This window comes from Salinicola rhizosphaerae, from assembly GCF_014652715.1.
GTDB lineage: Bacteria > Pseudomonadota > Gammaproteobacteria > Pseudomonadales > Halomonadaceae > Salinicola > Salinicola rhizosphaerae.
Map to the genome: position 1 here is coordinate 94,133 of NZ_BMZI01000002.1, position 26,143 is coordinate 120,275.

Annotated in this window: 24 protein-coding genes and 2 pseudogenes; 11 read left to right on the forward strand and 15 right to left on the reverse strand. The window is 64.7% G+C overall.

The window, feature by feature from the left end; genetic code table 11:
- Positions 1 to 14 precede the first annotated feature (14 nt).
- The 5 genes from IE125_RS03820 to hemC all read right to left on the reverse strand — a co-directional run bounded on the left by IE125_RS03820 (position 15) and on the right by hemC (position 5,648).
- Complete coding sequence (locus IE125_RS03820) at positions 15 to 986, reverse strand: ROK family protein (protein WP_189443277.1); 972 nt, start codon at positions 984 to 986, stop codon at positions 15 to 17.
- A gap of 96 nt (positions 987 to 1,082) precedes the next feature.
- Positions 1,083 to 2,306: a heme biosynthesis HemY N-terminal domain-containing protein gene (locus IE125_RS03825; RefSeq protein ID WP_189443278.1), complete on the reverse strand. Its 1,224-nt coding sequence runs from the start codon at positions 2,304 to 2,306 to the stop codon at positions 1,083 to 1,085.
- Positions 2,303 to 3,913 (reverse strand): uroporphyrinogen-III C-methyltransferase, encoded by a 1,611-nt coding sequence (locus IE125_RS03830; RefSeq protein ID WP_189443279.1) that lies wholly within the window; start codon positions 3,911 to 3,913, stop codon positions 2,303 to 2,305. The genes IE125_RS03825 and IE125_RS03830 overlap by 4 nt, the downstream gene beginning before the upstream one ends.
- Positions 3,910 to 4,710 carry a uroporphyrinogen-III synthase gene (locus IE125_RS03835; protein ID WP_189443280.1) on the reverse strand — a complete coding sequence of 267 codons (801 nt, stop codon included), beginning with the start codon at positions 4,708 to 4,710 and terminating at the stop codon, positions 3,910 to 3,912. The genes IE125_RS03830 and IE125_RS03835 overlap by 4 nt, the downstream gene beginning before the upstream one ends.
- Positions 4,707 to 5,648: a hydroxymethylbilane synthase gene (gene hemC, locus IE125_RS03840; protein WP_189443281.1), complete on the reverse strand. Its 942-nt coding sequence runs from the start codon at positions 5,646 to 5,648 to the stop codon at positions 4,707 to 4,709. Before hemC ends, IE125_RS03835 begins: the two co-directional genes overlap by 4 nt.
- Positions 5,649 to 5,883: 235 nt before the next feature.
- On the opposite strand from hemC, the gene argH reads away from it, so the two are divergent.
- From argH to IE125_RS03865, 5 genes and pseudogenes are all read left to right on the forward strand, one after another.
- Positions 5,884 to 7,308: an argininosuccinate lyase gene (gene argH, locus IE125_RS03845; protein ID WP_189443282.1), complete on the forward strand. Its 1,425-nt coding sequence runs from the start codon at positions 5,884 to 5,886 to the stop codon at positions 7,306 to 7,308.
- Entirely contained in the window at positions 7,301 to 7,582 is a 282-nt protein-coding gene (lptM, locus tag IE125_RS03850) for an LPS translocon maturation chaperone LptM (RefSeq protein WP_229808912.1), read from the forward strand. Before argH ends, lptM begins: the two co-directional genes overlap by 8 nt.
- Positions 7,579 to 8,859: a diaminopimelate decarboxylase gene (gene lysA / locus IE125_RS03855; RefSeq protein ID WP_189443283.1), complete on the forward strand. Its 1,281-nt coding sequence runs from the start codon at positions 7,579 to 7,581 to the stop codon at positions 8,857 to 8,859. Before lptM ends, lysA begins: the two co-directional genes overlap by 4 nt.
- Entirely contained in the window at positions 8,859 to 9,692 is an 834-nt protein-coding gene (dapF, locus tag IE125_RS03860) for a diaminopimelate epimerase (protein WP_189443284.1), read from the forward strand. Before lysA ends, dapF begins: the two co-directional genes overlap by 1 nt.
- A gap of 357 nt (positions 9,693 to 10,049) precedes the next feature.
- A pseudogene (locus IE125_RS03865) lies at positions 10,050 to 10,760 on the forward strand (DUF484 family protein); the annotation flags it as partial.
- On the opposite strand, the pseudogene IE125_RS19395 reads toward IE125_RS03865, so the two are convergent.
- Positions 10,710 to 10,823, reverse strand: a pseudogene (locus IE125_RS19395) (hypothetical protein); the annotation flags it as partial. The pseudogenes IE125_RS03865 and IE125_RS19395 overlap by 51 nt on opposite strands.
- On the opposite strand from IE125_RS19395, the gene IE125_RS03870 reads away from it, so the two are divergent.
- The 4 genes from IE125_RS03870 (at position 10,774) to IE125_RS03885 (ending at position 13,358) form a co-directional block, all read left to right on the forward strand.
- Complete coding sequence (locus IE125_RS03870) at positions 10,774 to 11,676, forward strand: tyrosine recombinase XerC (RefSeq protein ID WP_229808913.1); 903 nt, start codon at positions 10,774 to 10,776, stop codon at positions 11,674 to 11,676. The pseudogene IE125_RS19395 and the gene IE125_RS03870 sit on opposite strands and share 50 nt — an antisense overlap.
- Before the next feature lie 27 nt (positions 11,677 to 11,703).
- Positions 11,704 to 12,432, forward strand: coding sequence for an HAD family hydrolase (locus tag IE125_RS03875; protein ID WP_189443286.1), 729 nt, complete (start codon positions 11,704 to 11,706; stop codon positions 12,430 to 12,432).
- A gap of 112 nt (positions 12,433 to 12,544) precedes the next feature.
- Complete coding sequence (locus IE125_RS03880) at positions 12,545 to 12,889, forward strand: type II toxin-antitoxin system PrlF family antitoxin (RefSeq protein WP_229808914.1); 345 nt, start codon at positions 12,545 to 12,547, stop codon at positions 12,887 to 12,889.
- Positions 12,879 to 13,358 carry a type II toxin-antitoxin system YhaV family toxin gene (locus IE125_RS03885; protein WP_189443287.1) on the forward strand — a complete coding sequence of 160 codons (480 nt, stop codon included), beginning with the start codon at positions 12,879 to 12,881 and terminating at the stop codon, positions 13,356 to 13,358. The genes IE125_RS03880 and IE125_RS03885 overlap by 11 nt, the downstream gene beginning before the upstream one ends.
- A gap of 41 nt (positions 13,359 to 13,399) precedes the next feature.
- Here the strand turns inward: IE125_RS03885 and yihA are convergent, their stop codons facing one another.
- On the reverse strand, positions 13,400 to 14,020 hold the full coding sequence (gene yihA / locus IE125_RS03890) for a ribosome biogenesis GTP-binding protein YihA/YsxC (RefSeq protein ID WP_189443288.1): 621 nt from the start codon (positions 14,018 to 14,020) through the stop codon (positions 13,400 to 13,402).
- A 292-nt stretch (positions 14,021 to 14,312) separates the two neighbouring features.
- Between yihA and IE125_RS03895 the strand changes: the two genes are divergently transcribed.
- Both IE125_RS03895 and IE125_RS03900 read left to right on the forward strand, forming a co-directional pair.
- Complete coding sequence (locus tag IE125_RS03895) at positions 14,313 to 14,951, forward strand: thiol:disulfide interchange protein DsbA/DsbL (RefSeq protein WP_189443289.1); 639 nt, start codon at positions 14,313 to 14,315, stop codon at positions 14,949 to 14,951.
- Positions 14,952 to 14,956: 5 nt separating this feature from the next.
- Positions 14,957 to 15,772 carry an endonuclease/exonuclease/phosphatase family protein gene (locus IE125_RS03900; protein WP_189443290.1) on the forward strand — a complete coding sequence of 272 codons (816 nt, stop codon included), beginning with the start codon at positions 14,957 to 14,959 and terminating at the stop codon, positions 15,770 to 15,772.
- A gap of 96 nt (positions 15,773 to 15,868) precedes the next feature.
- Here the strand turns inward: IE125_RS03900 and nuoN are convergent, their stop codons facing one another.
- The 8 genes from nuoN to nuoG form a co-directional block, all read right to left on the reverse strand.
- Positions 15,869 to 17,314 carry an NADH-quinone oxidoreductase subunit NuoN gene (gene nuoN / locus IE125_RS03905; RefSeq protein WP_229808915.1) on the reverse strand — a complete coding sequence of 482 codons (1,446 nt, stop codon included), beginning with the start codon at positions 17,312 to 17,314 and terminating at the stop codon, positions 15,869 to 15,871.
- Complete coding sequence (nuoM, locus tag IE125_RS03910) at positions 17,311 to 18,834, reverse strand: NADH-quinone oxidoreductase subunit M (RefSeq protein ID WP_189443291.1); 1,524 nt, start codon at positions 18,832 to 18,834, stop codon at positions 17,311 to 17,313. Before nuoM ends, nuoN begins: the two co-directional genes overlap by 4 nt.
- A gap of 115 nt (positions 18,835 to 18,949) precedes the next feature.
- Complete coding sequence (gene nuoL, locus IE125_RS03915) at positions 18,950 to 20,815, reverse strand: NADH-quinone oxidoreductase subunit L (protein WP_189443292.1); 1,866 nt, start codon at positions 20,813 to 20,815, stop codon at positions 18,950 to 18,952.
- On the reverse strand, positions 20,812 to 21,120 hold the full coding sequence (gene nuoK, locus IE125_RS03920) for an NADH-quinone oxidoreductase subunit NuoK (protein WP_189443293.1): 309 nt from the start codon (positions 21,118 to 21,120) through the stop codon (positions 20,812 to 20,814). Before nuoK ends, nuoL begins: the two co-directional genes overlap by 4 nt.
- The gene (gene nuoJ, locus IE125_RS03925) at positions 21,117 to 21,737 is read right to left on the reverse strand and encodes an NADH-quinone oxidoreductase subunit J (RefSeq protein WP_189443294.1); all 621 of its coding nucleotides are present in this window, start codon (positions 21,735 to 21,737) and stop codon (positions 21,117 to 21,119) included. The genes nuoK and nuoJ overlap by 4 nt, the downstream gene beginning before the upstream one ends.
- Before the next feature lie 60 nt (positions 21,738 to 21,797).
- Entirely contained in the window at positions 21,798 to 22,346 is a 549-nt protein-coding gene (gene nuoI, locus IE125_RS03930) for an NADH-quinone oxidoreductase subunit NuoI (RefSeq protein WP_189443295.1), read from the reverse strand.
- Positions 22,347 to 22,358: 12 nt separating this feature from the next.
- A complete protein-coding gene (gene nuoH / locus IE125_RS03935; protein WP_189443296.1) occupies positions 22,359 to 23,342 on the reverse strand; it encodes an NADH-quinone oxidoreductase subunit NuoH in 984 nt (327 codons plus the stop codon).
- A complete protein-coding gene (gene nuoG / locus IE125_RS03940; RefSeq protein WP_189443297.1) occupies positions 23,339 to 26,137 on the reverse strand; it encodes an NADH-quinone oxidoreductase subunit NuoG in 2,799 nt (932 codons plus the stop codon). The genes nuoH and nuoG overlap by 4 nt, the downstream gene beginning before the upstream one ends.
- Positions 26,138 to 26,143: the final 6 nt, after the last annotated feature.

Genomic DNA, 26,143 nt, shown 5'->3' on the forward strand with positions numbered 1-26,143 from the left:
CCGGGCGGCCTTTTTCATGGTGAGGGACTCGTCTCCGAGACGCTTTGCCGAGCGCCCAGCATGGCGGCACCGCGAACGCCGCTGGCATCGCCGAAGCGGGAGCGAACGATGTGCGGCACCGCAACGCCCGGAAAGAGATGGGAAGAGAGCGCGGCAGGTAGCGCTGCCAGAACTTCGTCGACGCGAGACAGGCCGCCGCCCATCACGATGGTCTGCGGCGAGAGCAGCTTGACGACGTTGGCCAGGGCGCCGCCAAGCAGATCCAGATGGCAACGGTGCGCGCGCTCGGCCGCATCCTCGCCGGCGATGAGCGCCGCGTGCCACTGCTCGGCGGTATCCGCTGCGCCGCCGAAGTGGTGGTGGAGCCTGACCAGTCCCGGCCCGGCGATCCAGCTCTCGAGACAGTCGCTCAATCCGCAGCCGCAGGCCAGAACGGGCAGGCCGTAACGCTCGCGCGCCGACGCGGGCAGCGGCAGATGCCCCCACTCCCCGGCGAAGCGTCCGGCACCCTCGAGCAGTCGCCCCTCGATGATCGCGCCGCCGCCAGCACCGGTGCCGAGAATGGCGCCGAACGCATGCCGGTCCCCCGCCGCCGCACCACCGGGTCCCGTTTCCGAGACGATGAAGCAGCGGCTGTCGTTATCGATAGCCAACGGTCGTTTGATACGCGCCTCGAGCGTCGCTGCTAGAGGAAAGTCTCTCAGCCCCGGCAGGTTGGCGGCGACAAGACAGCCGCGCTCGTTCAGAACGCCGGGAAAGCCGAGCCCCAGAGAGCCCCGCTCGCCACTGCGACGATCCGCTTCTTGCGTCATCCGGTCGAGCATCGCTAAAAAGCGCTCGCCGTCGTCGGTGGGTGTCGGTTCGCGCCAGCGATCAAGACACTGCCAGCGAGCATCGAAAAGCGCGATTTCGGTCTTGGTGCCACCAATATCGACCCCGTAGTGCATCTCGTTCTCCCGCGGATTTGCCGCTGCGTCAGTCTGCATCCGTCGCGGCGCTCGAGGCGATCAGCCATCGCCGTGGTATAAAAAAGGGCGCCCGCAGGCGCCCAGGAGAGCAATCGATCGTGACAGCGACGTCGTTCAGCGCGTCATGTCGCTGGGCTGCGGCAGCGCAGGCAGCGATTTGTCGAGCAGCGTGACGCTCTGACGATAATAGAGCTGACTCTTGCTGTGATCGCCGAGGTTGGCGTAGAGCCGCGCCAGCTCGGCACAGACCACGCCGCTCGGGCGCTGGCGCTGGCTCGCTTCGAAGTACTCCTGCGCCTTGCCCCAGTAGGCGTTGCGCAGCGAGAGGCGACCCAGGGTGAGCAGCAGATCGGGGTCGTTGGGGCGTTCCTGCAGCCACTTCTCGGCGTAGACCAGCTGGCGCGCCGCATCGACGTTGAGCAGGCCGTAGCGCAGCACCAGCCGCGTGTCCCAGTGCTCCTTGAGGGCGTTGCGCAGCAGGCGCTCGGCATCGCCCTCCTCGCCGCCCTTGATCAGAGCATCGGCGTAGAGCAGAACCAGTTCGACATCGCTGCGCAGCGCGTCCGGCATGTCCGCCCACAGCGAGCGCACGCGAACCAGATTGCCATCCTGCTGGGCTGCCTGAATCAGCAGCTGACGATAGGCACGCAGCTCGAGCTCGCGACGCTCGTCTTCGGTGATCAAGCGGTGCTTGTCGAGACGCGGTAGCAGCCGGCGAATGCCATCCCAGTCATTAACGCTGAGATAGGCCTGCTTGAGCAGCTTCAGCACCTGCGGATGCTCGGGTAGCTGCTGCTCGAGTCGGGTCAACGTCGCCAGCGCCTCCTCGAACTGCTGACGATCCAGCATCAGCTGTGCCTGCACCAGGCCGACCGCGGTATCGGCGCCCTGCGTGCTGTGATGCGCCTGCTTGAGCAGCACGTCCGCCTGCTCGTAGCGGCCCTGGTAGTGGGCAGCCAGCGCTGCCGAAAGGTAGTTGACCAGCGGCGTTCCCGAGTCGTCGGCGGCCTTGGTCAGGGCTTTCTCGGCACGCTTCCAGCGCCCTTCGGCCAGCGCGACCAGGCCGCGCACGGTGCGCTTCATCGCCGTGCGGTGACGCGTCCGGCTGTTCCACACCTTGAGCCGATTGACCGGGCGCCGCAGGCGCATGAGCGCACGCAGCAGAAAGTGCAGGATCAGGAAGGCGGCCAGCAGCAGGACACAGCCGAACCAGAAAGAGGTCTGAATCGAGGTGTCGCCGACGCGCACGAACCAGTAGCCGGGCAGCGACTGCATCAACTGCCCGAATAGCGCGCCGACCGCCAGACCGAAGACGATCAGCAGGATCAGCTTCCTCATGCGCCCTCTCCCTGTGCCGAACCGCCTTGCGAGCCCTGGCCGCGATTTCCATCGCCGCTGCCGCCGAAGCGCTGCTCGATGAAGCGCTTCAGCACCTGGGACGATTCACTGATATCCGGCAACTCCGGGCGAATGCTCTGGTCTCGCAGACTCTGGAGCTTGTCGAGTGCGTTCTTGACGCCGTCGCTATCAGGCGCGTAGTAGCCCTGGATCAGCTCGCGCGCCTTGTCGAGACTCGCCTGATAGAGCTTGGGCTCCGCCTTGAGCACCGCCAGCTGGGCCTGCTCGAGCAGCAGCCGCACGTTCTGGCGCAGATAGGACTCCTGCTCCGGCGTGATCAGCGCTTCCAGCGGCTGGTCGTGACGGCGCACGGTGACCAGATCCTTCAGCTCGCTACCCAGCGTCGCCAGCTGCTCGCGCCAGCCACCGGTCGGTTTGGCATCGCCCTTGCCGGCGGCGATCTGCTCGATGTCCTGTTTCAGCGGCAGCTTGGCGAGCTGCTCCTGCTGGGCCATCAGCGCCAGGTAGATGCCGGTGCGGTCGACCTCGGGCACCGAATCGAGCGCGGCCAGTTCGGACTGAATCGCACGGCGCACGGGCACCAGCGCCGGGTTATCCGCCTCGCGCAGGCGATCGTCGGCGGCGTTCAACAGCGCTTTCGCGCCCTTGACGTCACGCTCGAGCTGCAACCGCTGATTCGCCAGTCTCAACAGATACTCGGCCTCGGCGTGCAGCCATTCACGTGGGTCGGCCTGCTGCTGCTGAGCCAACTCCTTCAGCACCTTGTCGAGCGTCTTGTCGAGGTTCTGACGGTACTGGTCGAACTCGCCGCGCATCATCTTCAGCGACTGCTGACGATCCTGATCGAGATCCCCGACGCGGGATTCGAGATCGTTGAGCGAAGCGCGATTGGCGTTGACCTGATCCAGCTGAGCCTGCTGGCGCTGCAGCTTCTGCCAGCCCCAGTAACCGCCGATGGCACAGAGAATTGCCAGAACGATGACCAGCAGTAGCGCGAGCAGCCCCAGCTTGCCGCCTTTGCCGGATGAGCCACCTCTCCCGGACGAGCCACTTGACCCGCCTGAGCCACCGCTGCCAGCAGCGCCGCCACCGCCCGGCGAGGAGGTGCCGGCGCCCTTATCGCTGCGAGAAGATCCTGCCGTGCTGCTCGAGGCGTTTGCAGTGACCGTCGTAGCAGCCGCACTGGGCTTGCCGTCACGGCTTCCGGACTTCTTCTCGTTGCCGCTTCGAGATGCCCCGCTCGTTCCACCTGATGCCTTCACGCCGGCTGTTTCCTTCTTGCCGGCGCCGGCGTTGCCGCGCTGATCGGCGCTCGGCGTTTTCGCGCCTGCGTCTCCCGAGTCCGAAGTCACGGGCTTGGCAGAGTTTGATTTGGCATCAGGCTCGCTGCTGCCGGCAGGTTGAGTCACGTCGGGCTTGATCGGATCGGTGTTGCCGGGAGTGGGCGACTTCTGGCTATCGCCCTCGCTCGACTTCGCGCTCGATGCCGCCGGCGATGATGTCGCCCGCGAGCTGTCGTCACCGGCCCCTGACGTGCCGGCGTCGGCAGCCGACTGCGGTTGTTGATCTTTGCGTTGCTTGCTCATCTACGCTTGCCCTTGTCGTGATCGCCCTGATCGAAAGTGGCGCTCCGCGCCTCGAGAGCCGCATCGACCGCCGCGCTAAGTGCCGTCGGCGACGCGCCCGATGCCACATGAATCGAGCCAAATCCCAGAGACTCCGCCAGTGTAGCCAACCGCCGGCTCGAGACGATTAGCGGTTGGTGCAACGCTGACGACCCGCATACTGTGATCAAATGTTGCAATATTTCGCCGCTACTCACCACCAGTGCCGCATAGTTGCCGGCGGTGAGCCTGGCGCTTGCCGCCTCGGCGAGCGGCAAAAAACGGCGCCGATAGAGCGGCAACGAAACGACCTCGGCCCCGCGAGCCGTGAGCGTCTCGCCGAGAACTTCGCGCCCCGTCTCGCCCCGCGCCAGCAGCAGCCGTTTGCCGGCGACCGCGCGCAGCGATGCCACCTGCAGAAGCCCCTCGCTGTGTTCGCCGGCGCCTTTCCCGGGAAGCACCGCCGGTACGCCCAATTCCTCATGCAGCGCCTGTGCGGTCGCCTCGCCGACCGCATAGAAGCGCATGCCGCGAGGTAGCTGCGGCCAGTATGACGCAATGGCCTCGGCAAGACACGTCGCTGCCTGCGGACTGATGACGATAATGCCTTGAAAAAGATCGAGATCGAGCAGGGCGGTTCGCGCGGCCGGAGAGAGTGCCAATGGCTCGAGATCCACGAGATCGAGCCGCTCGACCGCGTGGCCAGCGGCGGCAACGACCGCGGCCAGCACCTCGCCTCTCGGTCCGGGGCGGGTCAGCAGTACCGGGGTGGCCTTCACGCCTCGCCGTAGACCTCGGCCAGAATTTCGCCGGCCCCCTGATCCAGCAGCGACTCCGCCACCCGGATACCGAGCGCTTCCGGCTCCATCGCCGAGCCGCGACTCTCCGCTCTCAGCACGCGTGAGCCGTCAGGGTGGCCGACCAGACCACGCAGCCAGAGCGTGTCGCCACCGTTCTCGAGCACGGCATAGCCGCCGATCGGCACCTGACAGCCACCATCGAGGCGAGTGTTCATCGCCCGTTCTGCGCGCACGCGAGTCGCCGAGGCCGCGTGGTCGAGCGGCGCCAACAACGCCACCAGCTCGGCGTCGTCATGACGACATTCGATGCCCAGCGCGCCTTGCCCGCAAGCCGGCAGGCTCTCTTCCGGCGTCAGCTCGACAGTGATGCGATCGGCCAGCTTCAGCCGCTGCAGACCGGTCGTGGCCAGAATGATCGCCTCGAAGTCGCCCGCGTCGAGCTTGCCCAGGCGGGTCTGGACATTGCCGCGCAGCGACAGCACTTCCAGATCCGGCCGCCGCGCGCTCACCTGCAGCCCTCGTCGCAGGCTCGAGGTGCCGACGCGCGCCCCCTGCGGGAGCTCGTCGAAACTCGAATAGGTGTTGGAGACGAAGGCGTCAGTCGGCGCCCCGCTTTCCAGAATGACCGACAGCCCCAACCCTTCCGGAAACTGCATCGGCACATCCTTCATCGAATGCACGGCGAGATCAGCGCGCCCGTCGAGCATCGCTTCCTCTAGCTCCTTGACGAACAGCGCCTTGCCGCCGATCTTCGCCAGCGGCGTATCGAGAATCTTGTCGCCGCGGGTGGACAGCGGTACCAGCTCGACCTGCAGATGCGGATGATGGCGCTCGAGCAGCGCCTTGACGTGTTCTGCCTGCCACAGCGCCAGCGCGCTCTTGCGGGTTGCGATTCTCAATCTGTTAGCGTCGAGCACGCCGATCTCCGGGTCGAGGGCGGCGCGTGCGGCGGTGTTCTCGATCGCTGCACGCCCAGCCGAATGAATGTTCGCGGTTCGCGAACCTTGCCAAGCATGATAAAGCAGTCGCCGAGCGAGGAAAAACCGCTCCACCGCCGCCGCCAGAGAGCGTCTCTATCCCCTGGCGGACTCTGATACACTCGACGCATCGTTTGACAACCCCTTCGCAACCCTTGGCAGAGTTCGATTTTCGATGACGCAGGCTACCAATCAATCCTGGGGCGGACGCTTCAGCGAACCCACCGACGCATTCGTCGCCGCATTCACCGCTTCGATTGACTTCGACAAGCGTCTCTATCATCACGACATTCGCGGCTCGATCGCCCACGCGACGATGCTGGCACGCGTCGGCGTGCTGACCGAGGAGGAGCGTGATCGCATCATCGAGGGCCTGACCGAGATCGAGGCCGAGATCGAACGCGGTGAGGTCGAGTGGTCGGTCGCGCTGGAAGACATCCACATGAACGTGGAAGCGCGCCTGACCGACAAGATCGGCATCACCGGCAAGAAGCTTCACACCGGGCGTTCGCGCAACGATCAGATCGCCACAGATATCCGCCTTTACCTGCGTGACGAGATCGACGCGGTCGCCGCCGAACTCGCCCGACTGAGAAGCGGCCTCATCGAGCTCGCCGATCGCGAAGCCGATACCATCATGCCCGGCTTCACGCATCTGCAGACGGCGCAGCCGGTCACCTTCGGCCATCACCTGCTAGCCTGGCAGGAGATGCTCGCGCGCGACCACGAACGCCTCTACGACTGTCGCAAACGCGTCAACGTGCTGCCGCTCGGCGCCGCGGCGCTGGCCGGCACCACCTATCCGATCGACCGCCACGTCACCGCCGAGATGCTCGGCTTCTCGCGTCCGGCCGAAAACTCGCTGGATGCCGTCAGCGATCGCGACTTCGCGATCGAATTCACGGCGTTTGCCAGCATTCTCCTAATGCACCTCTCGCGCATGAGCGAAGAGATGGTGCTGTGGGCCAGCGCCCAGTTCGACTTCGTCGATCTGCCGGATCGCTTCTGCACCGGCTCCTCGATCATGCCGCAGAAGAAGAATCCGGACGTGCCGGAACTGGTACGCGGCAAGACCGGCCGTGTCTATGGTCATTTGATGAGCCTGCTGACGCTGATGAAATCCCAGCCGCTGGCCTATAACAAGGACAACCAGGAGGACAAGGAGCCGCTGTTCGATACGCTCGATACGGTCAAGGGCTGCCTGCGCGCCTTCGCCGACATGGCACCGGCGCTGGTGGCCAAGCCGGACAGCATGCTCGAAGCGGCGCGCCGGGGCTTCTCCACCGCCACCGACCTGGCCGACTACCTGGTCAGGGCCGGTGTCGCCTTCCGCGATGCGCATGAAGTCGTCGGCAAGGCTGTTGCCTACGGTATCGAGCAGAAGAAGGATCTCTCCGAGATGTCGCTCGACGAGCTCAAGCGCTTCTCCACTGTCATCGATGCGGACGTCTTCGACGTCCTGACGCTGGAGGGCTCCGTTGCCGCCCGCAATCACATCGGCGGCACCGCGCCGGATCAGGTTCGCGCCGCGGCACAACGCGCTCGCGAAGCGCTCGCAGCGCTGAATGGAGACAATCGTTCGGGAGGCGACCATGTCTGAGAACTTTCGCACGCCGGCCATTCGGCTTGCCGCAGGGCTTTCGCTCTGCGCGCTAATGGCACTGTCGCTCGGCGGCTGCGGCCAGAAGGGACCGCTCTACGAACCGGGCGATAGCCAGTCGGCCAAGGCTTACGACCCTCAAGGCGCCTACGAGGAACGCGGCACCACGGGACAGGATGACTCGTCGGACTCGGCGACATCTTCCGATGCCGGCGCGCCGCAGTCGACACCGATGCCCGCTGCCGAGCAGCCGAACGCCGAGGAGCTACCGTGACGTTCGACGCCTTTCCCGAACGCGACGGCGTGCTCCACGCCGAAGCCATTCCGCTCGACCGCCTGGCGCGTGAGTACGGTACGCCTTGCTACGTCTACTCCCGGGCCGCGTTGACGCGCCACTTTCTCGCCTACCGCGATGCGCTCGGCGAGATGCCGCATCTGATCTGCTACGCGCTGAAGGCCAACTCCAATCTGGCCGTGCTCGACGTGCTGGCACGACTCGGCGCCGGTTTCGACATCGTCTCCGTCGGTGAGCTGGAGCGGGTGATCGCCGCTGGCGGCGACCCCGCCAAGATCGTCTTCTCCGGCGTTGCCAAGCAGGCCGACGAGATGGCACGCGCACTCGAGGTCGGCATCAAGTGCTTCAACGTCGAGTCACGCCCGGAGCTCGAACGCCTTGACCGGGTCGCCGCCGAGCGAGGCCAGGTCGCCAACGTCTCCATCCGCGTCAATCCGGATGTCGATGCCAAAACACATCCGTACATCTCCACCGGACTCAAGGCCAACAAGTTCGGCGTCGCCGCCGACGAGGTGTTCGAACTTTACGCCTGGGCCGCCGAACGTCCCAACCTCAAGGTCGTGGGGCTGGACTGCCACATCGGCTCCCAGTTGACCGAGCTGTCGCCCTACCTCGATGCCCTCGACCGCCTGCTGGCGCTGATCGACCGGCTTGCCGATCACGGCATCGCCATCGAGCATCTCGATCTCGGCGGCGGCCTGGGCGTCACCTACGCCGACGAGAAGCCACCGGCCGCCGGCGATTTCGTTAGTGCGGTGCGTGAGCGCCTGGCCGGGCGTGAGCTGACCCTGCTGCTGGAACCGGGACGCTCGATCGCCGCCAATGCCGGCCTGCTGCTGACGCGGATCGAGTACCTCAAACCGGGCGAGACCAAGAATTTCGCCATCGTCGATGCCGGCATGAACGATCTGATTCGCCCCTCGCTCTACCAGGCGTGGCAGCGGATCGAGCGCGTCGACACCCGCGAACTGCGACAGAGCGCCCTCTACGATGTGGTCGGTCCAATCTGCGAAAGCGGCGATTTCCTCGGGCAGGCGCGCGAGCTGGCGGTAGCGGAAGGCGATCTTCTGGCGGTGCGATCCGCCGGCGCCTACGGTTTCGCCATGGCCTCGAACTACAATAGCCGCGGTCGGCCGCCTGAAGTGCTGGTCGACGGCGATGTCAGCCATCTGGTGCGCCAGCGCGAATCGGTCGCCTCGCTGTGGGCACTCGAATCGCGTCTACCGACAGCGTCGAGCCAGACGGAGCACGGCTGATGCTGCTGAACTTCACCAAGATGCACGGCCTCGGCAATGACTTCATGGTCGTCGACCTTATCAGCCAGCGCGCGCATCTGCGCGACGACCAGATCCGTCAGCTCGCCGATCGCCATTTCGGCATCGGTTTCGATCAGCTACTGCTGGTCGAACCGCCGCGTCAGCCTGACATGGACTTCCGCTACCGGATCTTCAACGCCGATGGCGGCGAGGTCGAGAACTGCGGCAACGGCGCGCGCTGCTTCGCGCGTTTCGTGATCGATCAGCGCCTGACCCACAAGCGCGAGTTCAAGGTCGAGACGCTGGGCGGGCCGCTGACGCTCAAGGTCGATGAGGACGATCGGGTGCGCGTCGATATGGGGGCGCCCCGTTTCGGCCCGGCGGCGATTCCATTCGTCGCCGACCGTGACCAGCCACTGCATCGCATCGATCTCGACGGCCAGGCGCTCGAGCTCTCCGTCGCCTCGATGGGCAATCCGCACGCCGTGCTGCAGGTCGACGATGTCGATATGGCGCCGGTCGAGACACTGGGGCCGCGGATTCAGCAGCACCCGAGTTTTCCGCGTCAGGCCAACGTCGGCTTCATGCAGATCGACTCGCCCCACGCCATTCGCCTGCGCGTGTTCGAACGCGGCAGCGGCGAGACGCTCGCCTGCGGCACCGGCGCTTGTGCGGCAGTTGCCTGCGGCATCCGCCGCGGGCTGCTGCAGAGCCCGGTGGAGGTCGAGCTGCGTGGCGGACGACTGACTCTGGAATGGCCGGGCGGCGAAACGCCAATGATCATGACCGGCCCGGCGGAGCGCGTCTTCGAAGGACGCATCGCGCTGAGCTGACAACCGGATCACCAGAGACTGAAACTGAACTACCAGAGAAAGTCAGCCGGCGGCCAGCCGACCGACCACAATAAAGGAAACGCTGAATAAATCGACGAGAGAGATAACCGGGGCGGCGTTCCGCCGCAAGGCGCATGGAGCACAGAACACGAGACATAACATGAGGTTAGGCGAGTGTCGATCGGACTGGCGCCCCAGCACCACGCAACGCAGCGATTCGCTAGCGCAGACATTTATGCAGCGTTTCCTAAACGCGACGACTGACAAGTCGCGAAGCCAGGATCGACAGGAGTCCGCTCACGATCTCCCACGCGGCATCGTGAACGGCCTCCCAGGGACAACCAGGAGAATCACATCATGCCTAGTGCCCGGGCTCCCGAGCCGCGCCAGACACTCGACCCCGATCGGGTTGCCGAGTGGCTGGCACAGCACACCGATTTCTTCGTCGGGCGTGAGGGGCTGCTGCAGCAGCTGAAGGTGCCACATCCCCACATTCCTGGCGCCGTCTCGCTGCTCGAGCGGCTGGTGCTCGACCTGCGTCGACGCGCCGAAGATGCGGAATGGCGCCTCGAGAATCTGCTCGAGTCGGCGCGCTACAACGAAGCCCAGTACCGACGCACGCGGGAGCTGGTGCTCGGCCTGATCGAGGCCGAAGATGCCGACTCTCTCGCCCAGGCGCTGGCGACGCAGCTCTCGGAACGCTTCCGCACGCAGGCCATCGGCCTGTGGCTGGAGGCGGAACCCGAAAGCCACGCCGCACCGCGTCACCCGGCCGACTGGCAGCCGCCACGGTTCGTGCTCACCGACGACGCCCGCCAGCGCCTGGAACTGCTGCTCAACGAGCAGACCAGTCGCTGCACGACGCTCGATCGTGACGAGTGGCAGGCGCTGCTGCCCCAGTGCGAGGCACCGGCAGCCTCAGGCTCCTGTGCCATCACCCGGCTCACGCAGGGGGAGTCGCTGGGCTACCTGATTCTCGCCAGCCATGATGGCGAGCACTTCCGGGCCACGCTGGATACGCTGTTTACCGAGTATCTGGGCGAGGTGGTCAGCCGCCTGCTCAAGCGTGCCGAGGGCCCCCGTGCAGGCCGCGCTTGACGCCTTTCTTCGTCGACTGGCGCAGCGCGCCAGCCCGGCGACCGTGGACGCCTATCGGCGCGACATCCAGACGCTGATCGACTATCTGCAGACGCAGGAGGTCGTCGCCTGGCACGAACTCGATGTCACCCTGCTCAGACGCTTCCTGGCCCATGAGCGTACGCGCGGACTGGCGCCGCGCACGCTCGCCCGGCGCCGGGCGGCGCTGTCGCGCTTCGCCGATTCACTGGTCAATGTCGGCGAACTCGATCACAACCCCGTGCAGTTGACCCAGGCACCGCGTCAGCCACGCCACCTGCCGAGCCCCGTGGATGTCGACCAGCTCGGCCGTTTTCTCGACACGCCCCACGACGGCGAGCCGCTCGACCTGCGCGATCAGGCAATGCTGGAACTCTTCTACTCCTGCGGGCTGCGGCTGGCCGAACTCGCCGCCATGGATCTCGGAAACCTGGACGCCCATCACGTGCGCGTGCTCGGCAAGGGGGGCAAACCACGTCAGGTGCCGTTGGGGCGGCGCGCGGCGAGCGCGATTCACGACTGGCTCGGCGTTCGCAGCGCGCTGACAGGCGGCGACGAGAAGGCCCTGTTCGTCGGTCAACACGGACGCCGGCTCGGTCATCGGGCGATCCAGCTGCGCCTGGCCGACACCGCCAGGCGGCGCGGGCTGCCGGAGCACCTGCACCCGCACCGGCTGCGCCACTCATTTGCCAGTCATCTGCTGGAATCCAGCCAGGATCTGCGCGCGGTCCAGGAGCTGCTCGGCCACGCCAACCTCGCCACGACGCAGGTCTACACCCGGCTCGACTGGCAGCAGCTCGCCGAGGTCTACGACAAGGCCCACCCTCGCGCCCGGCGCAAGCCGGCATCCTCAACCGACGAGAGCTAGGCTCTGCCCAGGAACGGAGAAAGTGACATGCCGCTCGATGCGATCACCTTCGACCTCGACGACACGCTGTGGCACAACGGCCCGGTGATGGCCGAAGCCGAGCCCGGTCACTATCGCTGGCTGGTGGAGCAGATCGACGCGCGCCCCGATGCCGACGGCCGCTCGCTGGCCCAGGCGTTTCCGCTGGAGGCCTATCAGCAGGTGCGGGCCTCGCTGATGCAGCGCTTCCCCTTAAGTCGCGGCGATCATAGCTGGATTCGCGAACGCGCGATGTTCGAGCTTTTGCGCGAGCATGGCCTGAGTGAGACCGAGGCGACGCGCTGGGCTACGCTCGGCTTCGAGCAGTTCATGAGCCTGCGCCACGCCATCGACGTCCACCCCGAAGTCGCCCCGATGTTCGATGCCTGGGCGCGGCGCTATCGACTCGGCGTGATTACGAACGGCAACGTCGATGTCGGCCGGCTGGCGCTCGATCATCATTTCGACGCGATCATCCTCGCCGGCGAGATGCACGCGCCGAAGCCCGACACACGCCCCTTCCTCTCCGCCGTCTTTCAGCTCGGCACCGTACCTCATCGCGCCCTCCACGTTGGCGACAACTGGGAAGAGGACGTGCTCGGCGCCCATCGACTCGGGATGCATGCCGTCTGGATCGACGCCAAGAACGAAGGCGAGCGCGAACTACCGCCGCGTGTACACCGCGTCACGCATGTGCGGGAGCTGCCGGAGATCGTGGCGTGGCTGGACGGTCGATAGCAGTTACCCTGTACAAGTTGTCGCCACCTGAATTAGCCGGCCCTTGCCTTAGTAATGCAATTGCATTACTTTGGAGTCCGCGCTACGCATTGCTCGATAAGAGGGCGTCACCATGACTATCGAATTCATGCCCAATGAAGCCGACTCCACGCTGACGGAACGATATCAGACGACAGTACCGGCTCCAGTGCGCAAGGCCCTGCAGCTCAAGCGTCGAGACCGCATCCATTATTCGATCCGTAGTAACGGTGAAGTGGTACTTACTCGCGCTGAGGAACCGCCGGCTGCCGATCCCGTCATCACCAGTTTTCTCCATTTTCTGCAAAGCGACATGCAAAAAAACCCGGAGAATCTGCGATTCTTGACGACCGCGACCCTGGCAGAAGCTCAGCGACTGACAGCGAATATCGAAGTCGACCTCGATGAGAAGCTGCCAGAGGACGACGATGACGTCTAACCCGCTGGTCGTTAACGGTTGGACCCTTCTTGCCCACCCGCTATTTCTCGACCAAGTCGCAACGCTCACCGATCGCGTTGCGCGATTGGCGAATAAACATCCTGCCGAATACCACAGTCGGCCGGCAGCCAAACGCTTGGCAGCGATCATCAAATTGGCAACTCGAGATATTCCCCACGACCCGGCCAGTCCGGACTATCGGCAGGGAAAAACGTTGGGCTCAGATTACACGCACTGGCGCAGAGCCAAGTTCTATCAGCAGTATCGGCTGTTTTTCCGCTACGATCTCAAAAGCAGGGTCATCATTTACGCTTGGGTCAATGATGAAAGCACGAAGCGCGCGTTCGAGAGTAAACACGATGCTTACGCGACTTTTGCCAAGATGCTGGCTAGTGGCAATCCTCCCGATAGCTGGCAAATGCTATATCGAATGGCCTCCGCCATGAGCGGCTCCGCATTCAGCGAGTAGCACTGCAACAAGCGTTGCGTCACAAGTCCTGGCGTCGAGGCTCAACGCGAGGCCATCCACCGATCCATCACCGCGTAGGCCTGATCCAGCCCCTGACGCTTGAGCGACGAGAAGAGCTGCACGCTGACGAGATCCTCCCACTCGGCCAGCTGACGCTTGACCTGCTGCAGCGAGGCCTTGGCCGGTCCCTGTTTCAGCTTGTCTGCCTTGGTCAGCAGGATGTGGACCGGTAGCTGGCGATCATCGGCAAGCTCGAGCAGCTGCACGTCGAAGTCGCTCAGCGGATGACGCACATCCATCAGCAGAATCAGCCCGGCAAGGCTGTAACGGCGTCTCAGATAGTCGGCGAGGTGGCTCTGCCACTCCTTCTTCATCGCCTCCGGCACCTTGGCATAGCCGTAGCCCGGCAGGTCGACCAGGCGCCGGCGCTCGTCGTTCTCCAGCGCAAAGAAGTTGATCAGCTGGGTGCGCCCCGGCGTCTTCGAGGTTCGGGCTAACGCCTTCTGCTGTGTCAGCGCGTTGATCGCGCTGGATTTACCCGCATTGGAACGCCCGGCGAACGCGATCTCGACACCGTCATCCGCGGGGCACTGAGCCAGTTTGGGTGCGCTGATCACGAAACGCGCCGTCTGATAGTTGAGGCGGGGAGATGTCGAGGTCATGGCAAACTCGATTGAGCGATGGGGAGCGGGACGGGCCGCAGTGTAGCACGCGCCATCCAATGACCGCGCCAGGCGGGATGACGAAGGCTGTGAGCACTTCAACGCTTTTCAAGCGCGTGGCGGCACGCTAGCCTCGAAGGAGCCGATAGCAGGCTAGTCATTCCCGCGCGTCGTGGCGCTGCCTGTCAGGCGGGGAACCGGAGTGCCCAATGACACTCCAAAGCGTGTAGTCTGTCATCAACACGCTTTGCACGCATCGCAAGCCTTCGAGAACCTTCAGGAGCAGTAACGCATGATCAAGTCGTTAGTGGCGCTATTGGCCGGCATCACCTTTTCCGGCGCCGTCATGGCCGCAGATATCGTCGAGGGGCAGGATTATCAGGTCATCGACAACCCGATGAAATCCGAAGTTCCCGCCGACCAGATCGAGGTCACCGAAGTTTTCTGGTACGGCTGCCCGCACTGCTACGCACTGGAGAAACCGCTCAACGAATGGGTCGATCAGTTGCCGGACGACGTGACGTTCGACCGCATGGCGGCGCCGCTGGGCCAGGTCTGGGAACAGCACGCCAAGGCGTTTTACGCCGCGCGTGAGCTGGGCATCGAACACGACATGCGCCAGGACTTCATGGACGCCATCCACAAGCAAGGCAAACGTCTGACCGACGAGGACGAGATCGCCGAATTCTTCACCCATTACGGTGTGAGCGAAGACGATGCCAAGAAGGCGCTCAACTCCTTCGGCGTCCAGAGCGAGCTGCAGCAGGCCAGCGCCAAGATGCGCGCCTACCAGCTGATGGGTGTGCCGGATCTGATCGTCGATAACCACTACGTGGTGACGCCGAACACTGCCGGTTCGCTGGAGAACATGCCCAAGATCGCCAGTGCCCTGATCGAGAAGGTCCGTCAAGAGCGCGCCGACGCGGAGTAACCCCCATGGCTCGCGCCGCCTCGACGCCCGCCAGCGAGATATCGCCGACGCTTCGTCTGCTGACCTGCAACCTGCAGGTCGGCATTCATACGTCGGCCTACCATCACTACGTGACGCGAAGCTGGCAGCACCTGCTGCCGCACCCCAAACGCAGCTCTCGTCTCGATGCCGTCGCCAGCACGCTGGCGGGCTTCGACATCGTCGGCCTGCAGGAGGTGGACGGCGGCAGCTTTCGCTCCAACCACGTCAATCAGGTCGAATACCTGGCCAGGCGCTCCGCCTTCGGCTTCCACTTCCAGCAGCTCAACCGTGACATGGGCAAGATGGCGCAGCACAGCAACGGCCTGCTGTCGCGCCTGACGCCCAGCCAGATCGACGAGCATCGTCTGCCGGGCATGCGTGGGCGCGGTGCGATTCACGCACGCTATGGCGAGGGTCCGGATGCGCTGCACGTTTTTGTCGCGCATCTGGCACTGAGTCAGCGCGGCCGCGCCCGCCAGCTCGACTACCTGAGCGAGATCATCGCACCGCTCAATCATGTGGTGGTCATGGGCGATCTCAACGCCACGCCAGAACAGCTCCTGAGCCACCCGCACTTCTTCAAGGCGCTCGACTTCAATCCTCTCAAGCCGCTACTCAGCTACCCCGCCTGGCAGCCCCGACGCGCGCTGGATCACATTCTGCTCTCCTCCACGCTCGAGGCGGGCGAGCCGCGCGTGCTCGACGCGATGTTCTCCGATCATCTGCCGGTGGCGGTCAACATCCACCTCCCCGCTGCCTGCCGTCTCAGCCTCGGCCTGACCGGCGCCCGCACTGACTAAACACTGCCTGCTGACAGCCCCCGACGCACGCTGGCCAGCGTGCCGTATGGCGTACCTGATTGCCGGCCAGCATGGGGGCCTCAGGCTCGTCGGCACTCAAGACGCCACCCAGTGCATCCAGTTGATCATCGGCGTCGGATAAAGCCCCAGCACGATGATCAGCGTCGCCACGCCTAGTACGACCATGCCCCCGGCGCGCTCCGCCCAGTCGTGGGTGGCATCACGGCGCTGCATGCCGGGCTCGTGGAGAAACAGCGTGACCATCACGCGCAGGTAGTAGTAGAGGCCGATGGCGCTGCCGAGAACGACGCTGCCGACCAGCCACCAGCGGTGTGCCTCGACGCCCACGGCAATGATGTAGAACTTGCCGATGAAGCCCGCAGTGAAAGGAATTCCCGCCAATGACAGCATCGAGACCGTCATCACTGCGGTCAGATAGGGCCGGCGCCAGAACAGGCCACGATAGTGGTGCAAGGGGCTCGCGTCCGCGGTGCCGCCGGTGGCGACGTAAGGACTCGAGACCAGCGTGACCACGCCGAAGGCGCCGAGTGTCGTCAGCACGTAGGTGATCAGGTAGATACCCACCGTCTCGACCGCCAGCCCCTGGTTGACCACGAGCGCCACCAGCAGATAGCCAAAATGGGCGATCGATGAGTACCCGAGCAGCCGCTTGAGATCGTTCTGCGTCAGCGCCAGGAGATTCCCCACGAGCATCGTGATGACGGCGATGAATCCGAGCAGGTCGTGCCACCAGTTCTGGTGCAGCGCCAGGGTCGACTGAAAGAGACGTAGCAGCACGATGAACACGGCGACCTTGCTGGCCGTGGCGAGAAAGGTCGTCGCCGGCCCGGGCCCGCCCTGGTAGACGTCCGGCGTCCACAGATGGAACGGCACGATGGAGAGCTTGAACGCGAGCCCGACCAATAGCAGGCCCGCGCCGGCGAGCAGCCAGGGGTCGCTGCCGTAGTCCGCCAGCTTGGAGCCCAGCTCGGCGAAATCCAGCGTGCCGGTCACCGCATAGAGCAACGCCATGCCGAACAGCAGAAACGCGGTCGCGGCCGCCGACAGCACCATGTACTTGATGCCGCTCTCCAGCGCCCCACGGTCACGGAAGGTATAGGCCAACATTCCGAACAGCGGCATCGACAGCAGCTCGATGCCAAAGAACAGCGTTGCCATGTTGCGCGCCGAGACCAGCACCAGCCCACCGGCGCAGGCGCTCAACAGCAGCAGATAGAACTCGTCCCGCGGCCCGTCGTAACCTTCGAGATAGTGATGGGCAAGCGTCACGCAGGCGAGAGTCGATATCAGCACCAGCACAGCGCCGAAGCGCGACAGATCGTCGACGACCAGCAGCGAAGTGACGCCGACGTCACCATCGATCCAGCCAAAGAGCAGCGCCAGTAGCGCAAGATTGAGCCCGATCGCGGAGAGAATGGCGCTCATGGCATGATCGCGCTGCCACGCGACCGCCAGCATCACCACGATGACGGTGAGACAGACAATGATCAGCGGGCCGATGGCCACGAATGCCGGCATCATTGTGCACCTCCCGCGGTCGCACCAGCTGCGAAGGCATGCTGCACCACCTGCATGGCGCCGGCAGAAGTCTCCAGCAGCGGCTGGGGATAGACGCCGAAGAAGATCACCAGCGCCACGATACCGAACAGCAGCAGCGTTTCACGTCGATCCAATCCCCCCAACGAACTCTCCTCCTTCGGCGGGCCGTAATAGACCCGCTGCATGATGAACAGCGAATAGATCGCGGCCAGAATCAGGCCGATACTGGCGATGGATACCGTCCATGGCGCGACGCCGAAACTACCGAACATCACCATGAATTCGCCGACGAAGTTCGCGGTACCGGGCAAGCCCAGCGAGGCGGCAACGAAGACCAGCGCGAAGCCTGGCAACCCGCGAATCCGCCCCCAGAGACCGCCCATCTCGCGCATGTCGCGCGTCTTCAGACGCTCATAGAGCTGACCGGAGAGAATGAACAGACCCGCGGCGGAGAAAGCGTGGGCCACCATCAGCGCCACCACGCCCTGCAGCGCCAGCTCCGTGCCGGCGTAGATGCCGATCAACACGAAGCCCATGTGCGAGATACTGGTGTAGGCGATCAGTCGTTTCAGATCCTGCTGGCCGCAGGCGAGGATCGCCCCATAGAAGATGCCGATCAGACCGAGGATCATCGCGACCGGCGCGAAGGCATGAGAGGCCTCCGGAAACAGCGGCAGGGCAAAGCGCAGCATACCGTAGGCCGCCGTCTTGAGCAGGATACCGGCGAGGTCGACGCTGCCCGCTGTGGGCGCCTGAGCGTGGGCATCCGGCAGCCACCCGTGCAGCGGCACGACCGGTAGCTTGACCGCGAAGGCCACGAAGAAGCCGAGCATCAGCCACCAGGCGACGTTTTCCGGCAGCGGCGTATCGAGCAGGTCGGCGTAGGCGAAGGTGTAGGTGCCGGTCGCCGCGTGGTGGGCGAAGACCAGTCCCAGAATCGCGATCAGCATCAGCAGCCCGCTGGCCTGGGTATAGATGAAGAACTTGGTCGCCGCGCCGATCCGGGAACTGCCCTTGGAGCCGCTGTGACCCCAGAGCGCGATGAGAAAATACATCGGCACCAGCATCATTTCCCAGAACAGGAAGAACAGGAACAGATCGATGGCGAGGAAGACGCCGACCACGCCGCCCAGAATCCACAGCAGGTTGAGATGGAAGAAACCGACCCGACGCACGATCTCGTGCCAGGAGCAGACCACGGCCATCGCGCCGAGCAGACCGGTCAGCGCGATCATCAGCAGCGACAGACCGTCGAGCGCGAGATGCAGCTGAATGCCAAAGCGCGGAATCCAGCTCATCTGCCATTCGAGCGTCCAGGCCTCGCGGGCGCCTTCTGCCGGCAGCGAGAAGTCACTGCCCGCCCACACGCCGAGCACCATGACCAGCTCCAGCAGCATCGTGCCCAGTGCGATCCAGCGCGGCGCCTGATCATTGAAGCGTTCGGCCTGCCAGCACAGCAATCCGCCGATGAAAGGAATCAGAATCAGCCAGACCAGAATCATGAATCAGCCATCCGCGGTTGTGTGAAATCCGAGAGCGTGCGACCTGCCCTCCACGGCCGAAGCCCGACGGGAGATCTCGCTGAATGTATCGCGCGTCGTATCATCCCTGTCCGCCTCAACCGACCAGAAGAAAGAGCAGCAGCAGCGTCGAGCCAAGCACCATCGAGAACGCGTAGTGTCTCAATCGGCCCGTCTGCGTGCGCCGCAGCCCATCGTGCGAGAGCCTGGCGAGCCAAGGCGCCACGTTGCAGATCGTGTTGATCCAGTCGCCACGATTGACGCGCACCAGCTCGCGGTAAGGTCGCACGAAGAGCCAGTCGTAGAGCGCATCGAAGCCCCAGGCGTTGTGCCAGAACTGCCACAGCCTGGCGCCGCGCGGGTCGGCAACCGCACGTCGCACCAGCCCGCGCTGGCGAGTGAACAGCCACAGTGCGAAGAGCACACCGCCCACGGCAACGATCATCGCCACGCCCTCGACCAGGTCGACGCCGAATCCTTCCCCGTGCACGCTCGGCGGCAACACTTCGTCGAGCGGTGGGTGAATCTGCGCGCCGATGGCCGTCGACATCACGATCAGCACGATCAGCGGCAGGCCGTGAACCAGCCCCTTCCCGGCCTCTGCCTCACGGGCGTGATCGCTCTTGGGCGCGCCGTGGAAGGTGCCGAGAATCAGGCGCATGGTGTAGACCGACGTCAGCAGCGCCCCGAGCAGCCCCGCAAGCATCAGCACATCGTGACCGGACACCAGCGCCGAGACGAGAATCGCATCCTTGCTGTAGAAACCCGCCGTCACCAGCGGCAGCGCCGCCAGCGCCGCCCCGCCGACGACAAAGCCGGCGTAAGTGAGCGGCAGCTTCTTCCACAGACCACCCAGCTTGCGCATGTCCTGTTCGTGGTGCGTGCAGACGATGACCGAGCCGGCGGAGAGGAACAGCAGCGCCTTGAAGAAGGCATGAATCATCAGGTGAAAGATCGCAGCGTCAAAGGCACCGATGCCGAGTGCCAAGAACATGTAGCCGATCTGGCTCATGGTCGAATAAGCCAGCACGCGTTTGATGTCGGTCTGCGCCAGCGCCGCGAAACCGGCGATGACGAGCGTGACCGCGCCGACGATACCGACCAGCAGCAGCACGTCCGGCGCCATCAGGAAGATGCCATTCATGCGTGCAATCAAATAGACGCCGGCGGTCACCATGGTTGCGGCATGAATCAGCGCCGATACCGGCGTGGGACCTGCCATCGCGTCGGCGAGCCAGGTCTGCAGCGGCAGCTGGGCCGATTTGCCGACAGCCCCGCCGAGCAGCATCAGCGCGGTCAGCTGTGGCATCAGACCGCCGTCGCTCCACCACTCCGGCGCGCGCGCCAGCAGCGTCTGGATATTGAGCGAGCCGAGCTGGGTAAACAGCAGGAACATGCCGATGGCAAGAAAGACATCACCGGTGCGGGTGATCACGAATGCCTTGAACGCCGCCCAGCCGTTGGCCGGCGTGCGGTAGTAGTAGCCGATCAGCAGATAGCTGCAGAGCCCGACGCCCTCCCAGCCGAAGTAGAGCAGCAGCAGGTTGTCGCCCAGCACCAGCAGAATCATGCTGAACACGAACAGGTTCATGTGGCAGAAGAAGCGCGTGATGCCCTCTTCGCCACGCATATACCAGGCCGCGAACAGATGGATGAAGAAGCCGACGCCGGTGATCACGCCGAGCATCGTCATCGACAGACCATCCAGCATCAGCCCGACGGTCGGCTGAAAATCGCCGACCGAAATCCAGTGCCATAGCGTCAGCGTCTGTGCCGCCTTGCCCTGATCGACGAAGGCGAATCCCACCCACAGCGTGCACAGCGCCGCCAGACCGATGGAAGCGACGCCGACGGTGGCGCTGGCACGCTCCGACAGGCGGCCGTAGGAGAGCGCTAGAACCAGCGATCCCAGCAGCGGAAAGACGAAGGTGCCCGTCAACAGGCAATCGTAGAATGTGCTCATCCGCGCAACCTGCTAGCCGCATCGATATCGAGAGTCTTGAAGCGGCGATAGAGCTGCATCAGCAGCGCCAAACCGACGCTCGCTTCCGCTGCCGCCAGCGTGATGATCATCAGGAACATGACCTGGCCATCGGCCTGCTGCCAGTGCGTGCCGCCGACGATGAAGGCCAGCCCCGCCGCATTCATCATGATCTCCAGGCTCATCAGCACGAACACCATGTTGCGCCGCGTCATCAGTCCCCCTAGCCCAAGCACGAACAGGATCGCTGCCAGAATCAGCCCGTGCTCCATGGGTATCCCGTTCATACCTGGCCCCCCTGCGCGTCGTTGTCGGGTGAGGAGTCGTGCCGAGAGGCACGCGGGCGTTTCGGCGTCGCGGCCTCGATAGCGCTCTCGTGCTGCTGCTCCCGTGCCAGATCTGCCTGTTCGTGCGCTTCGCTGCGACCGAGATGGGAAGCCGCCACCAGCGCCGCCAGCAGCAGCATGGCCGCCAGTTCGACGATCACCAGATAGGGCCCGAACAGCGAGGTCCCGACCAGCTTGGCGGTCAGGGTGTCACCGGTGATGGTGCCGTCGTATTGGCCACCGAAGAGTGTTACGACCATCAGAACCAGCAGCACGGCAGTCAACACTGCCGGCCCGCGCCACAGTTTCGGCGCCAGCCAGGCGCGCTCCTGCTCTACCGCAGACTCGCCGAGGTTGAGCATCATCACCACGAAGACGAACAGCACCATGATCGCGCCGGCGTAGACGATGATCTCGAGCGCCCCGGCGAATGGCGCACCGAGCGCGAAGAACACCATCGCCACCGCGATCAACGAGACGATCAGGTAAAGCAGCGCATGCACCGGATGCGTGCCGGTCACCACCCGCAAGGTGGCGAGGATCGCGACCAGGCCACTCAGATAAAACGCGATTTCCATGCTTCACTCCCACCAGCGGAGGGTTTTGTCGCCGACGCGTCAGGACGTCGATCCCGGCATTCAAGGCATCAAGGATTTCACATCGATCGGTTCGGCCTCGTTCTGCGCCTCGCCCTTGTCCTTGCCAGCGATCGAAAGCCCCGCCACACGATAGAAATTGGTGTTGTGGTCCTTGCCGGGACCATCGATTAGTAGATCCTGCTTCTCGTAGACCAGCTCCTGGCGGCGGTACTCGCCAAGTTCGAAATCCGGCGTGAGCTGAATCGCCGAGGTGGGGCAGGCCTCCTCGCACATGCCGCAGAAGATGCAGCGCGAGAAGTTGATACGGAAGAACTCCGGATACCAGCGCCCGTCCTCCTTCTCGCCCTTCTGCAGCGAAATGCACGCCACTGGACAGGCCACGGCGCACAGATTGCAGGCAACGCAGCGCTCTTCACCGTCCGGGTCGCGGGTGAGCACGATGCGGCCGCGGTAGCGCGGCGGCAGGTAGACTTCCTCTTCCGGGTACGAGAGCGTCTCGCGCTTGCGCCAGGCGTGACTGAACACCATCCACAGCGTGCGCAGCTGCGTGCCGGTGCCATTGATGATCTTGCGGATCGTGTCGAGCATCGAGGATCCCCCTTACGCACCCGGGTCGATGAGCAGAATCATCGCCCCGGTAACCAGTAGATTGACCAGCGTCAGCGGCAGACACACCTTCCAGCCGAAGCTCATCACCTTGTCGTAGCGCGGCCGCGGCAGCGCCGCACGCAAGAGCACGAACAGGATGACGAAGAACGCCGTCTTGAGCAGGAACCAGACGATCGGCGGCAGCAGCGGCCCCTGCCAGCCGCCCAGGAACAGCGTGACCAGCAGCGCCGAGATCAGCACGATGCCGATGTACTCGCCGACGAAGAACATGCCCCACTTCATGCCGGAATATTCGATGTGATAACCGTCGGCGAGCTCCTGCTCGGCCTCCGGCTGATCGAACGGGTGGCGGTGGGTGACCGCGATGCCGGCGATGACGAAGGTACAGAAGCCAAAGAACTGCGGCACGATGAACCACAGATTCTCCTGCGCGTTGACGATATCGCGCATGTTGAACGAGCCGGTCATGGCGACGATGCCCATCAGCGCAAGACCCATGAAGACTTCATACGAGAGCGTCTGCGCCGAGGCGCGCAGCGCGCCGAGCAGGGCGTACTTGTTGCCGCTCGCCCAGCCAGCGAACAGCACCGCATAGACATTGATGCCGGCCATGGCGAAAAAGAACAGGATGCCGATATTGAGATCCGCCACGCCCCAGCTCGGCGTGATCGGAATCACCATGAACGAGAGCAGCAGCGAGGCCATAGCAATCGCCGGCGCCAGCACGAAGAAAGTGCGATCAGCGAACGGCGGTATCCAGTCCTCCTTGAAGAAGATCTTGAGCATGTCCGCCGCGATCTGCATGAGCCCGAAGGGCCCGACGCGGTTGGGGCCGTAGCGATCCTGCCACAGCGCCAGCAGGCGCCGCTCGATCATGCTCAGAAGCGCACCGGACACGACGACCGCGAGTAGAATGACCACGGCCTGGATCATGGCGATCAGCGTTGCCGTCACCTGCGGCGTCCACCAGCTCATGGGCGCCCCTCCTCGTTGGTATCGGGCGCCCCGTCGAGCAACGCGATCCGCACCCGACGGCTGGCGCCCGGCACGAGCGCATCGGTCACGTCGTTCACCGTCCCCGATGGCAGGCCGAGCAGCCCCGCCGGCAGACTGGCGCTCAGGCGTGCCGGCAGCGAAAAGCGCGCGTGGTCATCGAGCGCCACGGAGACCGACGCACCTTCGGCGATGCCAAGGTGGGCGGCATCCGACCGGTTGAGCGTGACCGTGGCCGCCGTCATTCGTGCCTGGATCGGCTCGGCCCGGCGCGACATCTCATCGCCGCCGAAGAGTTGAGGGAGCTGAACCGCCAGCCATTCGCCGTCGCTCGCGGTAAACGGCGCAGGTACGTCGCGGCAGTAGTCATCGTCGCCAGCGGCCGATGCCGTCGCGAACAGTCGAATACCGGGATCGCCGGCGCGCAGATGACCGCCGACCTCATCCTGAAACTTGTTCCACGCCTGCGGCGAGTTCCAGCCCGGCGCCCATGCGAAGGCGACCTCGCGACGCGGCTCCTGGAAGCCGGCATACCCCTCCATGGAAAAGGCGAACGGCGTGTCCAGATCGACCGGCGCCCGCGGCTCGTTGACGTTGAGATTGGCCCGCATCGCGGTGCGCCCGCTGTAGCGATGCGGCTCGCGGGCGAGCTTGAGCCCATGAATGCGGAACATCGCCTCGGGCGTCGTCCGGTGCAGCGGCGCGAACGCGGCGACGTCGGTTGCCACCGCCTCGGTAAGATCGTCGAGCAGGATCGTCTCCACCGGCAGGCGTTCGAGCGTCGCCTGGAGCGCGTGTAGCCAGCGCCAGCTTTCACGGATGCGGGTGTCCGGGCGCATGTAGCTCGGGTCGAATACCTGATAGAAACGCTGCGCGCGGCCCTCAAGACTGACCAGCGTACCGTCGCTCTCGGTGAACGCACCCGCCGGCAGGCCGAGATCGGCACTCGCCCAGGTCCGCGTACGCTGATGGTCGATGACGACGACAGAACTCGCCTTGGCCAGCGCGGCGTCGATTCGCGCGGCCGGCAGCCGCTCGAAGAGATCGTTCTCGAGGATGACGACACCGTCGGCTTCGCCGTTCGCCAGCGCGTCCACCGCCCAGTCGAGCGACTCGCCACCCAGCAGACCGAGCCCGGTCGAATTCGCCTCACGGCGCACCAGCGTCAGACCGGCCTCGTGCTTCTGGCGCCGCGCCAGCGCTCGGGCGACATTGCCGGCGGCTTCGAGAATCGCCATCGAGCCGAGGGATTCGCCGGCGATCACCAGCGGCTTCTTCGCCGCCATCAGCGCATCGGCGATGCCGCCAGCCAGGTCTCGCGTCTCGCGATCGAGATCATCGACTGCCGGCGCGGTCGGATCGAGCGCGCTGGCCACGGCGAAGCCGAGCCGGGCGATATCGTCCGGCGCCAGGCGACTCGCATGGGCGGCAATACCGTCGAGTTTGGTCGACTCTGGCGTCGCGATATAGAGCGGGTGCCCGGCGTCCTGGGCGATCGTCTTCACCGCCTCGGCGTTCCAGGGCGGGATGCCGCGCTCCGCGCCAAGCTCGATGCCCTTGCCACGCACCGCCTGACGGACCGACAGCGCAACGCGCGCCGCGCTCTGGATCAGGTCTTCGCCGAGTACGAAGATGGCGTCGCACTTCTCGATCTCGCGCAGACTGGGTGTGGATAACCCGCTCTCGCGGTTGAGTGTCTCCATGCGCCGCAGACGCTCGAGCTCGCCGGCCTCGATGCCGGTCGAGAAGTTCTCGGCGCCCACCAAGGACCGCAGCATGTGGTTGCTCTCGAGGCTGGCCCGGGGCGAGCCGATGCCGATGATCCTCGTCGCCTCGCGCAGGCTATCGGCCGCGCGATCGAGCGCATCGTCGACCTCCAGCACGGTCGGTTCGATGTCGCGCCCCCCGCTCTGATCCCGGACATTCAGTTCAGGCCGCGTGGGACGATCCTTGCGATTGACGTAGCCGTAGCCGAAGCGACCGCGGTCGCACAGGAAGTAGCCGTTGACGTCGCCGTTGTAGCGGTTCTCGATCCGCCGAATATCGCCATAGCGCTCGCCGGGGCTGATGTTGCAGCCGCTGGCGCACTGATGGCAGACGCTGGGCGCGAACTGCAGGTCCCACTTGCGGGTGTAGTGATCCGAATGGGTCTGATCGGTGAAGACGCCGGTAGGGCAGACCTCGGTCAAATTGCCGGAGAACTCGCTCTCCAGCGTGCCCTCTTCATAGCGGCCGAAGTAGACGTTGTCATGCGCGCCGAACGCCCCGAGATCCTCGCCGCCGGCGTAATCCTGATAGAAACGCGTGCAGCGGTAGCAGGTGATGCAGCGGTTCATCTCGTGAGCGATGAACGGCCCCAGATTCTGGTTACGGTGAGTGCGCTTGCGAAAACGGTAACGGCGCCGATCGTGTCCGGTCATCACCGTCATGTCCTGCAGATGGCAGTGGCCGCCCTCCTCGCAGACCGGGCAGTCGTGCGGATGATTGACCATCAGAAATTCGATGACCTGCTCGCGAAACGCCTTGGCTTCCTCGTCGGCGATCGAGATATAGGCATCGTCCTTCACCGGCGCCATGCAGGACATCACCAGCATGCCGCGCTCGTCGTCGGCATCCTTGTACTGCTTCACCGCGCACTGGCGGCAGGCGCCGACGCTGCCCATCGCCGGATGCCAGCAGAAATAGGGCACGTCGAGACCGAGCGAGAGGCAGGCATGGAGCAGGTTGTCGCCGTTCTCGACTTCGTAGTCCTGACCGTCGACGTGAATGGTAGCCATGAGACG

Coding starts and splice junctions, on each gene's coding strand:
- IE125_RS03820 (WP_189443277.1), bottom strand. CDS start 986: ATGCAGACTGACGCAGCGGCAAATCCGCGGGAGAACGAGATGCACTAC.
- IE125_RS03885 (WP_189443287.1), top strand. CDS start 12,879: ATGACGTCTAACCCGCTGGTCGTTAACGGTTGGACCCTTCTTGCCCAC.
- nuoL (WP_189443292.1), bottom strand. CDS start 20,815: ATGAGCACATTCTACGATTGCCTGTTGACGGGCACCTTCGTCTTTCCG.
- nuoK (WP_189443293.1), bottom strand. CDS start 21,120: ATGAACGGGATACCCATGGAGCACGGGCTGATTCTGGCAGCGATCCTG.
- argH (WP_189443282.1), top strand. CDS start 5,884: ATGACGCAGGCTACCAATCAATCCTGGGGCGGACGCTTCAGCGAACCC.
- nuoN (WP_229808915.1), bottom strand. CDS start 17,314: ATGATGCCGGCATTCGTGGCCATCGGCCCGCTGATCATTGTCTGTCTC.
- IE125_RS03825 (WP_189443278.1), bottom strand. CDS start 2,306: ATGAGGAAGCTGATCCTGCTGATCGTCTTCGGTCTGGCGGTCGGCGCG.
- IE125_RS03900 (WP_189443290.1), top strand. CDS start 14,957: ATGGCTCGCGCCGCCTCGACGCCCGCCAGCGAGATATCGCCGACGCTT.
- nuoI (WP_189443295.1), bottom strand. CDS start 22,346: ATGCTCGACACGATCCGCAAGATCATCAATGGCACCGGCACGCAGCTG.
- nuoM (WP_189443291.1), bottom strand. CDS start 18,834: ATGATTCTGGTCTGGCTGATTCTGATTCCTTTCATCGGCGGATTGCTG.
- IE125_RS03895 (WP_189443289.1), top strand. CDS start 14,313: ATGATCAAGTCGTTAGTGGCGCTATTGGCCGGCATCACCTTTTCCGGC.
- nuoJ (WP_189443294.1), bottom strand. CDS start 21,737: ATGGAAATCGCGTTTTATCTGAGTGGCCTGGTCGCGATCCTCGCCACC.
- yihA (WP_189443288.1), bottom strand. CDS start 14,020: ATGACCTCGACATCTCCCCGCCTCAACTATCAGACGGCGCGTTTCGTG.
- nuoG (WP_189443297.1), bottom strand. CDS start 26,137: ATGGCTACCATTCACGTCGACGGTCAGGACTACGAAGTCGAGAACGGC.
- dapF (WP_189443284.1), top strand. CDS start 8,859: ATGCTGCTGAACTTCACCAAGATGCACGGCCTCGGCAATGACTTCATG.
- lptM (WP_229808912.1), top strand. CDS start 7,301: ATGTCTGAGAACTTTCGCACGCCGGCCATTCGGCTTGCCGCAGGGCTT.
- IE125_RS03830 (WP_189443279.1), bottom strand. CDS start 3,913: ATGAGCAAGCAACGCAAAGATCAACAACCGCAGTCGGCTGCCGACGCC.
- IE125_RS03880 (WP_229808914.1), top strand. CDS start 12,545: ATGACTATCGAATTCATGCCCAATGAAGCCGACTCCACGCTGACGGAA.
- nuoH (WP_189443296.1), bottom strand. CDS start 23,342: ATGAGCTGGTGGACGCCGCAGGTGACGGCAACGCTGATCGCCATGATC.
- IE125_RS03875 (WP_189443286.1), top strand. CDS start 11,704: ATGCCGCTCGATGCGATCACCTTCGACCTCGACGACACGCTGTGGCAC.